At 70.6% G+C, this 17514-nt stretch carries 1 protein-coding gene; it reads right to left on the reverse strand.

What is annotated here, in order from left to right; translation table 11 throughout:
- Positions 1 to 135: 135 nt before the first annotated feature.
- On the reverse strand, positions 136 to 17325 hold the full coding sequence (locus tag NDR87_RS20235; protein ID WP_374211153.1) for an amino acid adenylation domain-containing protein: 17190 nt from the start codon (positions 17323 to 17325) through the stop codon (positions 136 to 138).
- Between the last annotated feature and the right edge of the window lie 189 nt (positions 17326 to 17514).

The raw sequence follows: 17514 nt of genomic DNA on the forward strand, positions 1-17514 counted from the left end.
ACCGCTACGCCGGAAGTGTCGACGAATCAATGTTCACACCTTTGCTATCCGCTCGTTAACCTTCGTCATCCCGGCAACGCTTTCCGCCGGGACCAGCGCCGTCAGGCCGGTGTCCCGCCCGACCCTACGGTTTGTCTAGTCGTCCTGCGAGTCGATCTTGTTACGTGACGCCCGTCCTATCATGCCATCGTCGGCGCTCTCGTTTTCGACCAACAGCAGGCGCGCCAGCTTCGGTCCGAGATCGGCCAGCGCCTCGGGCGAGGTCATCTGGTCGTGGGTGGCCGCGATCGGATGATCGGCGATCTCGCCGTCGACGTAATCGCGCCAGTTCCGCGCCGCGGCGTCGTGCCCGAGGGCACTGAAATAGTCCAGCCGCCCATGGAACACCGCGGGCGTGTGCTCGGCGATCAGCTCGGCCGAGCGCACCGCGCTGCGGTAGATGCGCCGCACCCGCTCGGGCGTCAGCACCGCCATATCCGGCGGGATGGTGGCGTGCAGCGCGGCCACCGCCTCGTCGCTCAGATCGTGGATGTCGCCGTCACCGACCAGTGCCTCCGCGCCGATCCCGATCTCCGCCAACGCGTCCCGGATCGCCGTCCGGAAGTCGGCGACCTCGATATCGGGATGGCTGTCGAGCATGGCCAGCAGCGCGACCCGCTCCCCCGCGGCCTGCAAGCGCGTGGCGATCGCGTGCGCGAGCACACCGCCCAGCGACCAGCCCAACAGCCGGTACGGGCCGTGCGGCTGCACCGCGCGGATCTCCTCGACATAGCGCGCGGCCAGCTCCGCCAGCGATTGCGGCAGATATCCGTCCTCGGACAGGGCCGGGGACTGCAGGCCGAGGACCGGCCGATCGGCCACGTACCGCGCCAATCCGGCGTAGCACCAGGACAACCCGTACATCGGATGGATGCAGAACAGCGGTTCGCCCGGCCCGTCGGTGCGGATGGGCAGCAGCACCGCCAGCGCGGCATCGGAGTCCTGGTCGAACTCGTGCTCCTGCGCCAGCGCCGCCAGCACGCGCTCGGCCAGCGCGGCCACCGTGGCACCGGTGAAGAACCACTGCACCCGCACCTCGGCCCCGGTGACCGTGCGCAACCGGCTGACCGCGCGGGTGGCGATCAGCGAATTACCGCCGAGGGCGAAGAAGTCGTCGTCCAGGCCGACCCGGTCGACCCCGAGCACCTCGGCGAAGACCTCGGCAATGGTCTGCTCCAGCGGTGTCGCCGGGGCACGGTAGGGCCGCCTGGCCGATCGCGGCGCGGGCAGCGCCTTGCGGTCCAGTTTGCCGCTGGCATTGAGCGGCAGCTCGGCCAGCACCACCACCGCGGCCGGAATCATGTAGCCCGGCAGCGATTCCCGCGCATGGGTGAGGACGGCCGCCTCGTCGATCTCGCGATCCGGCCGCGGCACGAGGTAGGCGACCAGCCGATCACCGGAGTCACCGCGCAGCAGCGAGACCACGGCATGGCGGACCGAATCGTGTTCGGACAGTACCGATTCGATCTCGCCGAGCTCGATGCGCTGGCCGCGCAGCTTGACCTGGAAGTCGCTGCGGCCCAGATATTCCAGCACACCGTCGCGCCAGCGCACGACGTCGCCGGTGCGGTACAGGCGTCGCCCGCCCTCGGTCGCGACGAACCGTTCGGCGGTCAGCGCCGGTGCGCCGAGGTAACCGCGGGCCAATTGCACACCCGCGACGTACAGTTCACCCGGCGCTCCCGGCGGCACCGGCCGCAGCTGGCGGTCCAGCACATGCACACGGGTATTGGCCACCGGCACGCCGATCGGCACCGCCCCCGAACGGGCCTGCCGGACCGGATGATCGGTGACGACCGTGGCCTCGGCCGGACCGTACCAGTTCACCAGCTCGGCGTGCTCGAACAGCGCCGCGAAGGCGGCGGCGGTCTCCCCCGCCAGCGCCTCACCGGCGGCGAAGACCCGCCGCAGCGACGGAAGCCCCTGCGCGACAGCCGGATTGGCGACCGGGTCGAGGAAGGCGTCCAGCATCGACGGCACGAAATGCACCGTGCTGACCGACCGCCGCTCGATCACCCGCGCCAGATACGCCGGATCGCGGTGGCCGTCCGGTTCGGCGATCACCACGGCCGCACCGGTCTGCAGCGGCCAGAACAGCTCCCAGGTGGAGATGTCGAAGGTGATCGGCGTCTTGTGCAGCACCACATCGCCGGTGTCGTGCGGATGGGTCAGCTGTGCCCAGCGGAACTGGTTGACCATCTGCCGGTGGGTGATCACCACCCCCTTGGGGCGGCCGGTGGAACCGGAGGTGTGGATGACATAGGCGACGGCATCGGCATGCGTATTCGGCTCCGCCGCAACCGGTTCCGGCAGCTCCAGCTCGTCCACCGCGACGATCGGCACGCCGGTGGCGGTCCGGAAACCGTCGCGGGCCGTGGTCAGCACGCATACCGGATCGGCGTTGCCGAGCACGAATTCGTTGCGCTCGGCCGGATGATCCGGATCGACGGGCACATAGCCGCCGCCCGCCCGCAGCACGGCATAGATCGCGACGATCAGCTCGATCGAGCGCCGCATGGCCACGGCCACCAGCGCTTCCGGCCCGACACCGCGGGCGATCAGCTCCGCCGCCAGGGCGCGCGAGCGCTCGTCGAGCTCGCGATAGGTCAGCGTGGTGTCGCCGAAATGCACCGCCGGGGCGTGCGGGGTCCGGGCCACCTGGGCGTCGAACAGCGTGAGCAGCGTGGCGTCGTCCAGCAATTCGGGCGCCGCGGTGAAATTGCGGGCAGCCAACTCGGCGCGCTCGGCGTCCAGCAGCGCGTCCACCTCGGCCACCCGGGCCTGCGGGGTGCTGGTGAAGCGGCCGATCAGATTCGAAAGCCGCTGCGCCAGCGCCTGTGCCGCGGACTCGTCGAAGACGTCGCGCAGGTACTTCAACGAGACCCGCAACTGGTTGTCCAGTACCACCATCACGGTGACCGGATAGTGCGTGCCGTTCACCGCGCCGACGCCGCTGACGTGCATGCCATCGATGGCGCTGGCGCGATCCAGCCCCTCGCGGTCGATCGGGAACGACTCGAACACCACCAGCGAGTCGAACAGCCCCTCCACGCCGACGGTTTCCTGGATATCGCTCAGCCCCAGGTGGTGGTGATCGAGCAGCGCGGCCTGCTCGGACTGCAGCTGTCGCAGCAGTCCGGCCAGGGTGTCGGTGGGGCGCAGGCGAACCCGCACCGGAATGGCATTGAGGAACAGTCCCACCATGGTCTCGACACCGGGCAGCTGCGGCGGGCGGCCCGAGACGGTCGCACCGAACACCACGTCGTCGCGGTCCACGCTGCGGCCGATGAGCAGGCCCCACGCCGCCTGCACCACCGTGTTCACGGTGACGCCCAGGCGCGCGGCCAGCCGGGTGAGCGCGGTGGTGTCGGCGGCGGACAGCTCGAAACCCACCTCGCCCACGCCGGAGGCGATTTCGCGGCCCGGATCGACCGGCGCCAGCGGCGTCGGCTCGGTGATCCCGGCCAGCGCCGCGCGCCAGGCGGTGCGCGCGGCCTCCGGATCCTGGGCCACCAGCCAGGCCAGATAGTCGCCGTAGGAGTGCACCGCGGGCAGGTGCCGCGAGCGCGGGCCGAGCGCGTACAGGGTCAGCAGATCCTGCATGAGCAGCGGCATCGACCAGCCGTCGATGAGGATGTGATGGCTGGTCACCAGCAGCCGGTACGCCTCGGGCGCGGTGCGGATCAGCGCGAACCGCAGCAGCGGCGCGGTGCCCATATCGAAGCGGTCGGCGTAGTCGGCGGCCTCCAGCCGGGCCAGCTCGGCCGCGGCCGCGGTCGGTCCCATGTGGCTGAGATCTATTGCGCGCCAAGGCACCTCGACCGGATCGAGCACGACCTGCACCGGCCGTCCGGCGGCGTCCTCGGCGAAGGCCACCCGCAGATTGTCATGGCGATCCAGTACACCCTGGGCCGCCTCGCGCAGTCGCCGCTCGTCCACCGCGCCGGTCAGATCGAGGCTGAACTGCGTGGTGTAGACGTCGACCGAGGCATCGGCGAGCAGGGCGTGGAAGAGCATGCCCGACTGCAGCGGGGTCAGCGGCCAGACATCGACCAGCGCGGGATGGTCACGCTGGAGCCGATCGACGTCGGCCTGCGCCAGGCGCACCAGCGGGAAGTCGGACGGGGTGAAACCGCCCGCGTCGGACCGGGTGCCGTGTTCGGCCAGCCCGCCCAGCGCGCGGACCCAGTGCCCGGCGAACTCCTTCACCTGCTCGACGTCGAGAACCGCCGCGGCGTAGTCGAATCGGGCCAGTAGGCCGTCCTCGGTGGCGTCGACGGTCAGGTCCAGGAGCAGGTCCGCGGCCGAGGTGTCCGGATAGGCGTGCGCGGGCCGCAGGTCGCGATAGCGCAGGGCGGTGCGGCCGTGCGGCAGGTCGGCCAGCTCCGCGGCCGTCTCCGGGTTCAGATAGCGCAGCAGGCCGTAGCCGACGCCGTGGTCGGGCACCGACCGGCGCAGCTCCTTGATCTGGGCCAGCGCCCGGCCCGCGGCCGGACCGCCCACCAGCGCCTCGTCGACATTCACCTCGTCGAGGCCGAGCACCAGCGGGAAGGTGGCGGTGAAACCGCCCACGGTGCCGCCGGATTCGAGTCCGGCCACCGCGCGGCCATCGGCGGCCAGCTGCACGACCGGGCCGAGCAGTTCGGCCGCGGCCCCGCGCAGCGGCGGCCGCAGCGCCAGCGCGAGGGCGGTGACGAGCACATCCTCGATGCTCGCGTGGTAGGCCCGCGCGACCGCGCCGACCGCCGCCGCGCCCTCCGCGGTGATCACCAGCGACACCCGCCCGCGCGCGGCCGGATCGAGACCCGCCACCGGCAGGTCGGCGGGCGCCTGCACGAGTGCGTCGCGCCACCAGGACAATTCGTCGAGGGTGGCCGGTGCGGTGGCGCGCGCGGCGAGGGTGCGGGCCACCTCCGCGGGGCCGCCGTCGGCCGCGGCCGCGGCGGCGTGACCGCCCGACCAGGCCGCCGACAGCTCGTCCACGACCACCCGCCAGGACGCGTCGTCCACCACGATGCCGTTGGCCACCACGATCAGGGTCCCCGGCGCGGCGGCGTCGCGCTCGGTCGGCGCGATCAGCCCGAAGCCGATATTGCGGCCCGCGAAGGGGTCGAGTTCGGCGGTGAGCGCGCGCAGCGCGACCTCGGCGCCCTCGGCGGTCGGCACGAACTGCCGCAGCAGCGCCTCGGCGGGTTCGTCCGGAAGCACCAGGTGCAGCTCGTCGGCGGGGCCGGTGGCCTCGCCCGCGGCGTCGGCATCGAGCCAGCCCACGGGAGCGGCCGGGTCACGGTTCAGCGCGGGCGGCAACGGCAGGAACCGGGTCTCGTGATCCACCACGGCGACCGGCAAAATCTGTGTCTTGGCCTCGGCCCACTCGGTCTCGAATTCCTCGGCGGCCTCCGGATCCGGCGCTCCCCCGACGGGCAGCAGCTCGGTCCGGGCCGCCGCGGCATCGGGCGCGACCGCTTCCCGCCGCACGGGCAGCAGCCGGGTACTCGGATCCGTGGCCGACGAATCGTCCTGCCGGGCAGCCGCTTCCAGGCGCGCCGACAGCATCGGATGCCGTTCGAGCACCGCCTCGACGGCCGCGCGCACCCGCTCGGGCGCGCAATCGCTCGGAATGTCCAGGGCGATGGCGCGATTGTCGCGGGCGGCCGGATCGATTTGGAGCAGCCGCACCGCCCGCGGCGGCAGCGGCAGCGGGCCGGACGGTTCGACCGGTGCGGCCACGGCCGGTTCGCGGGCGGCGGCGCGTGCCAGAGCCTCGACCGTGCGGCATTCGAAGACGTCGCGCGGGGTGAAGTGGACACCGCGGCCACGGGCGCGGGCGACCACCTGGACGGAGACGATGCTGTCGCCGCCGAGGGCGAAGAAATCGTCGTCCAGGCCGATGCGGTCGACGCCGAGCACCTCGCCGATCACCTCGGCCACCACGTGTTCCGCCTCGGTGCGCGGGGCGCGGTACTGCTTGGTCTCCAGCACCGGTTCGGGCAGGGCCTTGCGGTCCAGCTTGCCGACCGGGGTGAGCGGGATCCGCTCCAGCACCACGATCGCGGTGGGCACCATGTAGTCCGGCAGCGTGCGGCCCAATTCCTCGGTGAGCGCGGCGGTATCGAGCTCCGCACCGGGGGCGGGATGCACATACGACACCAGAATGGTCGCGCCCGCATCGGTTTCGCGTCCCAGGGTGGCCGCGAAGTCGACGCCGGGCAGCCGGGTCAGCGCGGCGTCGATCTCGCCGAGTTCGATGCGGAAGCCGCGCACCTTGACCTGGAAGTCGTTGCGGCCCACATATTCCAGCACTGGCTCCCCGCGCCGCCAGCGCACCACGTCACCGGTCCGGTACAGCCGAGACCCCGGCGTTCCCGCGATGTTCCCGAAGGGGTCGGCCACGAATCGCGCCGCGGTCAGACCGGGCCGGTCGTGATAGCCACGGGCCAGCTGAATGCCGCCCAGATACAACTCGCCGGCCACGCCCTCGGGCACCGGCCGCAACCGCGAATCCAGGACCAGTGCCCGCACGCCGCGGTTCGGGCCACCGATGGTGATCGGATCACCCGGCGAGAGCGGCTCGCTGATGGTGGTCACCATGGTGGTCTCGGTCGGACCGTAAATGTTGTGGAATCGGCGACCCGAACCATCGGCCGACCCGCCCCACTTGGCGACCAGATCGGCTGGCACGGCCTCGCCGCCGACCGCGATCGCCCGCATATCCGCCAGTGCGGCCGGATCCAGCGAGGCCAGTACCAACGGCGTGAGGAAGGCGTGGGTGACCCGTTCGCGCTGGATCAGCTCGGAGAGCTCCTCGCCGCCGAAGGTGCGCGGCGGCACCAGCACCAGTGCGCCACCCGCCCCGATGGCCAGCAGCACTTCCAGCACCGAGGCGTCGAAGGACGGCGAGGCGAATGCCAGCGCCCGCGAAGTACGGTCCAGCCCATAGCGCTCCACCTGCTCGGCGCTGAAGTTGGCCAGCCCGGCGTGGGACATCACGACACCCTTGGGCAGTCCGGTCGAGCCGGAGGTGTAGATGACGTAGGCGGCATTGTCCGGCCGCAGCGCGGCCGGGCGCTCGTCGTCGGTGACCGGTTCCCCCGAGAGGGCGTCCACGTCGTAGGCGAATTCGGGGGTGTCGAGCACCACCCAGCCGCCGCTCACCTCGGGCAGATCGGCGACCACCGAGCGCAGCGTGACGCCCAGCGACGCCCGCGAATCCGCCACCATGTGGGCGATGCGGTCGGCCGGATAGGTCGGATCGATCGGCACGAAGGCGGCCCCGGACTTGGTGACCGACCACAGCGTGACCAGCGCCTCGATCGAGCGCGGAATGGCCACGGCCACCAGCACATCGGGGCCCGCGCCGAGCTGGATGAGCCGCCGCGCCAGCTTGGAGGAGGCGATGTCGAGCTGGGTGTAGGTGTAGCTGCGGCCGCGGAACACCACGGCCGGACCGTCCGGATTCGCCTCGACCGCGGCGGCCATCAGCTCCGGCAGCGTGCGCGGCGGCACCGCGGGCGCGCCGGTGCGGGCCACCAGATCGGCGCGCTCGGAGTCGTCGAGCAGCTCCAGATCACCGGCCGTGGTCGCCGGGTCGGCGGCCACGGCGGCCAGCAGGCGACGGAACCGGCGGCCGAACTCCTCGACCGTGGCTTCGTCGAAAAGGTCCCGGGCGTAGGTGAATTCGGCGGCCAGCCCGGCCTCCGAGCCGTCGGCCGCGCGCTGTTCGCGCACGGTCAGCAGCAGATCGAATTTGGCCGTGTCGACGGCCGGATCCAGCGCGGTGAAGTTCAGTCCGGGCAGTTCGAAACCGGTGGCGGCGAGATTTTCGAACGACAGCGCGACCTGGAACAGCGGATGCCGCGCGGCCGAGCGCGCCGGGTCCAGCGCCTCCACCAGCCGCTCGAACGGGATGTCGGCATGGGCGAAGGCGCGCAGATCGGTCTCGCGGTTGGCGGCCAGCAGCTCGGTGAAGCGGCTGCCGGGCGCCACCCGGGTGCGCAGCACGAGCGTATTGACGAACATGCCGATCAGATCGTCCAGTTCGGCCTCGCCGCGACCCGCGATCGGGGTGCCGATCGCGATGTCGTCGGTGCCCGACAGGCGCGCCAGGAAGACCGACAGGGCGGTGTGCACGACCATGAACAGCGTGGCGTTGTGCGCACGGGCCAGTTCGGCCAGGGCGCGGTGTACCTCGGCGTCGACCACGAAATCGGTCTTGCCCCCGGCGAAGGACTGCGCGGGCGGGCGCGGGCGATCGGCGGGCAGCGTGATCTCGTCCGGCAGATCGGCGAGTTCGGTTGTCCAGTAGGCCAATTGCGATCCGGCAATGGACTCCGGATCGTTCTCGTCGCCGAGCACCGAGCGCTGCCACAGCGCGAAGTCGGCGTACTGGATCGGCAGCGGCGCCCATGCCGGTGCCTCGCCGGTCGAGCGGGCGACGTAGGCCACCATGAGATCCCGGGTCAGCGGGCCCATGGACCAGCCGTCCGCGGCGATGTGATGGGCGACGAAGACCAGCACGTATTCGGTCGCGGCGAGCCGGAACAGCCGGATCCGGAACGGGATCTCGGCGGCGACGTCGAAGCCCGCGCCGACCAGATCACCGACCTCGTGGGCGACGCGTTCCTCCCCGATCGATACCGGCTCGAGGTCGATCGGCACATCGGCCGGGGACAGCACGCGCTGCACCGGGCCGTCGGGCGTATTCGGGTAGATCGTGCGCAGGATCTCGTGCCGCGCGACCAGATCCGCGACGGCCTCCCGCAGCGCCGCCGCGTCCAGCGCGCCGGACAGGCGGATGGCGACCGGGATGTTGTATACCGACGCGGTCGTGTCGAATTGGTTGAGGAACCACATCCGCTGCTGGGCGAACGACAGCGGCAGGGTCTGCGGCCGCGGCCCGGCGGTGAGCGGGGTGCGGGCGGTCTCACCGGTCCCGCGCTCGACCTTCACCGCGAGCGTGGCGACGGTCGGCGCCTCGAACAGGGCACGCACCGGCACCCGGGTGTCCAGTGCCGCGCCGATGCGGGCGGCGACCTGGGTGGCCAGCAGCGAATTGCCGCCGAGAGCGAAGAAGTCGTCGTCGGCGCCCACTCGATCCACGCCCAGGACATCGGCGTACACCGACGCCACGACCTCCTCGATCGGGGTCGAGGGCGCGCGGAATTCGGTGCTCTCGAACTCCGGTTCCGGCAAGGCCTTTCGATCGAGCTTGCCGTTGGCGTTCAGCGGCAGCGCCTCGAGCACGACGAACGCCGCGGGCACCATATATGACGGCAGCGCCATCGACAGCGCGGACTTCACCCGCGCCACATCGACTTCCGAACTCGACGGCACCAGATAGGCCACCAGCCGATCACCCGTCCGGCTGTCGGTGCGAGCCAGCACGACCGCCTGGGCGACCTGCGGCAGCGCCAGCAGCGCCGCCTCGATCTCGCCGAGCTCGATGCGGAAACCGCGCACCTTCACCTGGAAGTCGGTGCGGCCCCGGTACTCCAGCTCGCCACCGCGCCACGCCACCAGGTCACCGGTGCGATACATCCGAGATCCGCCGCCCGAGCCCGCACCTGTTTCCCCGAAGGGGTTGGCGACGAAGCGCTCCGCGGTCAGATCCGGGCGGCCGAAGTAGCCGCGCGCCAGCTGCGCACCGGCCAGATACAGCTCACCGCACACCCCGTCGGGCACCGGACGCAACCGCGAATCCAGTACGTACACCTGGCTGTTCCACTCCGGCATCCCGATCGGCACCGAGACCGAGTCGGCGTCGCTCACCTCGTGGCTGGTGATCGATACCGCCGCCTCGGTGGGGCCGTACAGGTTGAACAGCGCGGTCTCCGGATGTGCGGTCCGGAAGCGCCGGGCCAGCGCGGCGGGCAGGGCCTCGCCGATGGCCAGCACCCGCCGCAGCGGCGTCGCACCGCCGTCCACGGTCAGCAGGGCATCGAGCAGGGACGGGACCGCGTGCAGCGTGGTCACCCGCTCGCGTGCCATGAGCTGGTGCAGGTACACCGGATCGCGGTGCCCGTCGGCGGTGGCGATCACCAGCCGACCGCCGCATACCGCGGCCGACCAGAACTCCCACACCGACAGGTCGAACGTGGCGGCGGTCTTCAGCAGAATCGAGTCGGCCGGGCCCAGGTCGAATTCATCGGTCTTCCAGAGCAATTGGTTGACCACCGCGGCATGCGGCACGGCCACGCCCTTCGGACGGCCGGTCGAACCGGAGGTGAAGATGACGTAGGCCGTATTCTCCGGCCGCAGCGGGGCGCGCCGATCCGCGTCGGTCACCGGCTCGGCGGAAAAGTGCGAGAGGTCCAGTTCGTCCACGCGAACCAGCGGGACCGCGATTCCGGTGAAGATGTCGCTGGTCCGCCGCGCGACGGGCAGGCGGGCCGGTTCGCCGCGGGTGGGGATGGAGTCGCGGCGGCCCCGCCAATCCAGCGTATGCCCCCGACCCGCGGGCGAGGCGGAGGGTTCGGGGGTCGCGTCGGATGCGGCGCGTTCCCCGGAAATCCCTGCGGCCGCGGCGATTCCGGAATCGGTGAGCACCACGACCGGATCGGCGGCCGACAGAATGTAGCGGATCCGCTCGACGGGCTGATCCGGATCCAGCGGCACGTAGACGCCGCCCGCCTTGGCCACGGCATACATGGCCACCACCAGATCGGCCGAGCGCCGCAGCGCGAGCGCCACCCGGTCCTCCGGGCCGACGCCGAGCGAAATCAGATGGCGGGCCAGGCGATTCACCCGCGCGTCGAGTTCGCCGTAGCTCAGTTCGAGGCGACCGGCCGCGGTATCGGGCAGATCGGCCACCAGTGCCACGGCCGCCGGATCGGCCGCGACCGAGCGGTCGAGCAGTGTCACGAGGGTGGCGGTGTGGTCGACCGGATGCGCGGTGTCGTTGCGGGACACCAGCGCTCGCTCCCGCTCGGCGGCGGTGAGCAGATCGATATCACCGACGGGGGCGGTGGCGTCGGCGACCACCGCGGTCAGCAGCTGATCGAGCCGCTCGGCGAATTCCTCGACCGTGCCGACATCGAACAGATCGGTGGCGTAGGTGAGGAAGCCGCCGATTCCGGCGGGAGTGCCGTCCTCGGCGTAGGCATCGGCCACGATCAGATGCAGATCGAACTGCGACACATCCAGATCCGCGTCCACGCTCTGCATGCTCAGACCCGGCAGCTCCAACTGGGTACGAGCCAGATTCTGGAACGACAGGCCGACCTGGAACAACGGATGATGCGCGGTCGAGCGCCGCGGATTGAGCACCTCCACCAACCGCTCGAACGGAATATCGGCATGCGCGAACGCCTGCAGATCCGTTTCCCGTTGGCGGGCAAGCAGTTCGGTGAACGTCTCGCCCCGGTCGATGCGGGTGCGGAAGACGACGGTGTTCACGAACATGCCGATCAGATCGTCGAGCTCGGCCTCCCCACGACCGGCCACCGGCGTACCGATCGCGATATCGTCACTGCCCGACAGTCGCGCCAGCAGCACCGCCAGCGCGGTATGCACCACCATGAACACCGTCGCGCCCTGGGCATGCGCGAGCTCCACCAGCCCGGCGTGCGTCGCGGCATCGATCTCGATCCCGACGCGCGCACCCGCCAGCGAGGCCACCGGGGGCCGGGGGCGGTCGGTCGGCAGCTCCAGCAGGTCCGGCAGATCGGCCAGCTCGCGCCGCCAGTACGCGATCTGCTGGGCGGCAATGGATCTCGGATCGTTCTCGTCGCCGAGGACGGCGCGCTGCCACAGCGCGTAGTCGGCATACTGCACCCGCAGCGGGGGCCAGGCCGGGGCCTGGCCCGAGGTGCGCGCGGCGTAGGCGGTCATCACATCGCGCACCAGCGGTCCCATGGACGAGCCGTCGGCGGCGATGTGATGCACCACGACCGCCAGCACGTACTCGCGTCGCGAACCGGGCGGAAGATCCGAAAGCCGCAGCAGCCGAACCCGAACCGGAACCTCGGAGGTGACGTCGAACGGAGTGGCGGCCAATTCGTGGACCGCCGCGGCCACCTCGTCCGAGGCGACCTGCTCGACCGTGACGCCCAGCCGGGTGTCGGGCGGGAGGACGACCTGCACCGGCCCCGCGGGCGTCTCCGGATAGATGGTGCGCAACACCTCGTGCCGGGCAACGACGTCGTCCAGTGCGGCCGTGAGGGATTCGGCGTCCAGACTTCCGGTCAGTCGCAGCGCGAACGGCAAATTGTAGGCGGCCGAGCCGGATGCGGTGCCGCCGTCGGCCTGATCGAAGCGGTTGAGGAACCACATCCGCTGTTGCGCCAGCGACAGCGGCAGCTCGTCGGGACGCTCGAGACTGCCGAGTTCGACGCTGCGATCCAGATGGGCCTGGGATTCGACGGTCGCGGCCAGCTCGGCGACCGTGGGCGTCTCGAACAGCGCCCGCACCGGCACCCGGGCCCCGATGGCCGCGCCCAGGCGGGCGACGACCTGCGTGGCGACCAGTGAATTGCCGCCCAGGGCGAAGAAGTCGTCGTCCGCCCCGACCCGCTCAATGCCGAGCACCTCGCCGAAGATCTCGGCCACGATCTCCTCGACCGGCGTTGCGGGAGCGCGGAATTCGCGCGTCTGCCACACCGGCGCGGGCAACGCCCGGCGATCCAGCTTGCCGCTGGCATTGAGCGGGAAGGCGTCCAGCGCCACGATGGTGGCTGGAATCATATAGGCGGGCAACGTATCCGATACGGCGGCGCGCAGGCGCTCGGCGTCGATCCGCTTATCCGGCGCGGGCACGGCGTAGGCGACCAGCTGATCACCCAGCGGCGACGAAACCACCAACGCCACCGCCTGACTCACCGACGGCTGCGCCAACAACGCGGTCTCGATCTCCCCCAACTCGATCCGCTGACCCCGGAACTTCACCTGGAAATCGGTGCGCCCGAGATAATCCAACCGCGCGGGCAGATCACCGGCGGCGGCCCGCCACACCACCAGATCGCCGGTGCGGTACATCCGGGTGCCATCACCGAACGGATTGGCCACGAACCGATCCGCGGTCAGATCCGGCCGCCGCACATAGCCCCGCGCCAACTGATCACCCGCCAGATACAACTCACCCGGCACACCCGCGGGCACCGGACGCAACCGCGCGTCCAGCACATAAACCTGAGTGTTCCACTGCGGCAAACCGATCGGCACGCTCGGCCGATCCTCACCCCAGGCGGGCCAGTAGGTGACCGAGACCGCGGCCTCGGTGGGGCCGTAGAGGTTGTGTACGCGCGCGGGCGAGACCCGGTGCAGCGCGTCGACGGTCTCCGGCGGGAGCGCCTCGCCGATCACCAGGACGTCCTGCAGCGACGGGCAGGCGCCCGGCGCGGTGTGGGTGGCGAAGACCGTCAGCATCGACGGCACGAAGTCGGTGACCGTCACCCCCTGCGCGGCAATGGTTTCCGCGACATATACCGGATCCCGATGCCCGTCGTGCGTGGCCACCACCAGCTTCGCACCCGCGCGCAGCGGCATGAAATAACCCCACAGCGACACATCGAACGTGGTCGCGGTCTTCTGCAGGTACACATCGCCGGTGCCCAGCGGATAGGCGGCCAGCATCCAGGTGATCTGGTTGTGGATGGCCGCGTGCGAGATCGCCACGCCCTTCGGGCGGCCGGTGGAGCCCGAGGTGAAGATGACATAGGCCGGATGCTCCGGCCGCAGCGGACGGTTGCGCTCCTCGGGCCGGATCGGGCTGGGATCGAAGCGGCTCAGATCCATGGTGTCCAGCCGCAGCACCGGCGTCTCGATCGGCACGGCAACGGAATCGGCGACCGTCGTCACCACCACGACCGGGCGAGCGGTGTCGAGGATGTGGGCAATGCGCTCCACCGGATGATCCGGATCCAACGGCACATACGCACCACCCGCCGCCACGATCGCATACATCCCGACAACCAGATCCAGCGACCGGCGAATCGCCAAACCCACCAGGGTCTCCGGACCCACACCCCGCGAAATCAACAACCGCGCAAGCTGATTGACCCGCTCGTCGAACTCGGCATACGTCAATGTCGAGTTCTCATAACTCAACGCGATCACATCCGGGAACTGCTCCACCGCACGCCGATAACCATCGAGCAGCAGCTCGGGCTCGACCGGATAGCGGGTGTCGTTCCAGTCGTAGAGGATGGCGACCCGCTCGTCGGGACGCAGCAGATCGATATCGCCGAGCGCACGATCGGGTTCGGCGGTGACGCCCTCCAGCAGCCGCAGCAGCCGGTCGGCGAAGCCCGCGACGGTGGCCTCGTCGAACAGGTCGACGGCATAGGTGAACAGTCCGGACAGACCCTCGGCCTGCGGCACCATGGTGAGCTGCAGATCGAATTTGGCCACGGCGCCGGAGAATTCGACCGCGGTGGCCGACAGTCCGGGCAGTTCCAGCCGTGCCCGGTCCATGTTCTGGAAGAACAGCGCCACCTGGAACAGCGGATGATGCGCCTGCGAACGCACCGGATCCAGCACCTCGACCAACCGCTCGAACGGCAACTCCGCATGCGAGAAGGCTCCGAGATCGGTCTGCTTGACCTGCGCCAGCAGCTCGGCGAACGAAGCCGCGCCATCGATGCGCGTCCGCAGCACCAGCGTATTGACGAACATGCCGATCAGACCGTCGAGCTCGCGCTCGCCGCGGCCCGCGACCGGCGTACCGATGGCGATATCGTCGGTCGCCGACAGCCGGGCCAGCAGCGCCGCCAGGGCGGCGTGCACCACCATGAACAGCGACGCGCCACTGCCCTGGGCCAGCTCCTCGAGCCGCTTGCCCAGCTCGGCGTCGACCGCGAACCGATACTCCGCACCGCGCCCGGAGGCCACGGCCGGACGCGGCCGATCCGCGGGCAGGTCCAGCCGATCCGGCAAACCGTCCAGAGCCGCTCGCCAGTAGGCGATCTGGGCCGCCGCCACCGACTCCGGATCGGATTCCTCGCCCAGCACCGCACGCTGCCACAGCGCGTAATCGGCGTACTGCACCGGCAGCGGCGTCCACGCCGGGGTGGCGCCGTTGCGGCGAGCGAGGAAGGCCGCCAGCAGATCTCGCATGAACGGCGTCACCGACGCGCCGTCCGCGGCGATGTGATGCACCACGACCGCGATCACGTGATCGTCGGGAGCCAGCTCCGCGAGTCCGATGCGCAGCGGCACCTCGGCGGTCACGTCGAATCCGGTCAGCGCGAATTCGGTGATCCAGCCCTCGATCTCGTCCTCGCGCAACGTCTTCGGGGCCAGATCCGGAATCGCCTGCTCCAGCGGCAGGATCTCCTGATAGCCGGTGCCGTCGACGGCCGGATAGACGGTGCGCAGCGTCTCGTGCCGATCGATGACATCGAGGATCGCGTCGGCCAGCGCCTCGATATCCAGATAGCCGGTGAGCCGGATGGCGAACGGGATGTTGTCGGCCGCCGATTCGGGATCGAACCGGTTCAGGAACCACATCCGCTGCTGCGCCAGCGACAGCGGGATCAGTTCGGGCCGCGGCATGGCGGTCAGCGGCAGGCGGTTGCCCTCGCCCTCGACCGACTCCAGCCGGGCGGCCAGGGCCGCGACCGTCGGCGCCTCGAACAGCAGGCGCGCGGGCACGCGGGCCGAGATCAGCGCTCCGAGGCGGGCGGCGACCTGGGTGGCGATCAGCGAATTGCCGCCCAGCTCGAAGAAGTCGTCATCGGCGCCGATCGGGGCATCGGGGCCGAGCAGCTCGGTGAACAGGCCCGCGACCAGCTGCTCGAGCCGCCCCTCGGGGGCCCGGAAGCGCCTGGTCTGCAGGACCGGAGCGGGCAGGGCGGCACGATCCAGCTTGCCGACCGGGGTCAGCGGGATGGCGTCCAGCACCGTGATGCTGGTCGGCACCATATGGGCGGGCAGGCTGCGTTCGGCGTGGGCGGTCAGCTCGGCGACATCGATCGCCGCGCCGGGGGCGGCGTGCACGTAGGCGGCGAGAATCGTCGCGCCGCTGTCGAGCTTATGGCCCACGGTGACGGCGAAATCGACCGCGTCGTGGGCGGCCAGCACGGCATCGATCTCACCCAGCTCGATCCGGAATCCACGGATCTTGACCTGGAAGTCGTTGCGGCCCAGATATTCCAGCTCACCGTTGGCGGTCCAGCGCACCAGATCGCCGGTGCGGTAGAGCCGGGAACCGGTGGGGTCGAACGGATTCGCCACGAAGCGCGCCGCGGTCAACGCCGGCCGGGCGTGATAGCCCCGGGCGACCTGCGCGGCGCAGATGTAGAGCTCGCCGACCGCGCCGCTGGGCACCGGGGCGAGCCGTTCGTCCAGGACGAATTCGGTGACGGCGCGGATCGGCCCGCCGATGGTGACCGGCTCGCCCGGAACCAGGGGCGCGCTGATATTGGTCATGATCGTGGTCTCGGTGGGCCCGTAGCCGTTGTAGAACTCCCGCTCGCGCCCGGTCGACCCGATCGGAATCACCCAGCGCCGCACCAACTCCGGCGGGCACGCCTCGCCTCCGGCGACCACCACGCGCAGTTCGTCCAGCCCCGCGGGATCGACCGAGGCCAGGGCCGCGGGGGTGATGAAGGCGTGGGTGACCTCCTCGCGCGCCAGCAGCGCCGCGAGCTCGTCGCCGCCGTACACCGATGGCGCGGCTACCACCATCGTCGCCGCCCCGCCGATGGCCAGCAGCAGTTCCAGCACCGACGCGTCGAACGACGGCGAGGCGAAGTGCAGCGTCCGCGATTCGCTGTCGACGCGATAGCGCTCGCGTTGCTCATCGCAGAAGCTGGACAGGCCCGCCTGGGTGACGACCACACCCTTGGGCCGGCCGGTGGACCCCGAGGTGTAGATGACGTAGGCCGGATGTTCGGCGCGCAGCGGGCGCAGCCGGTCGGCATAGGTGACCGGATCGGCCGGGAACTCCTCGAGCCGTCCGGCCAGTTCGGCGGCATCAATGGCCAGCCACTCCACCTCACCGGGCAGGTCGGCGCGGACCGCGGCCACCGTCAGCCCCACGACCGCGCGGGAATCGGACACCATGTGCGCGACCCGATCGGCCGGATAGTTCGGATCCACCGGCACGAAGCCCGCACCGGTCTTGGCGACGGCCCAGACCGCGATCACCGACTCCAGCGAGCGCGGAATGCCGATCGCCACCAGATCCTCGGGCCCGATACCGCGATCGATGAGCAACCGGGCCAACCGCGTGGACCGCTCGTCGAGCTCGGCGTAGGTGAGCTCGGCCAGGGTGGCCGTGGCGTCGGCGTAGACGACCGCGATACCGCTCGGATCGGCCTCGACGGCGGTCGCCAGCAGCTGCGGCAGCGTGGTGACACGCGGTTTGCGAGTCCGGGTGGGTCGTACTCGGGCCGGGCGGGTCATACCGTTTTCGCTTCCTGCACCGCGTACCGCCCGACCACCCGAACCACGTGTCTCATCCTGCCTGTTGTCGCTACCCGCGCGCCGTCCCAGCGCCACCCTAGGTCAATCGAGCACGGCAGCACCGTGTGTTAC

Source organism: Nocardia sp. CDC159 (assembly GCF_023740735.1).
GTDB lineage: Bacteria > Actinomycetota > Actinomycetes > Mycobacteriales > Mycobacteriaceae > Nocardia > Nocardia pulmonis.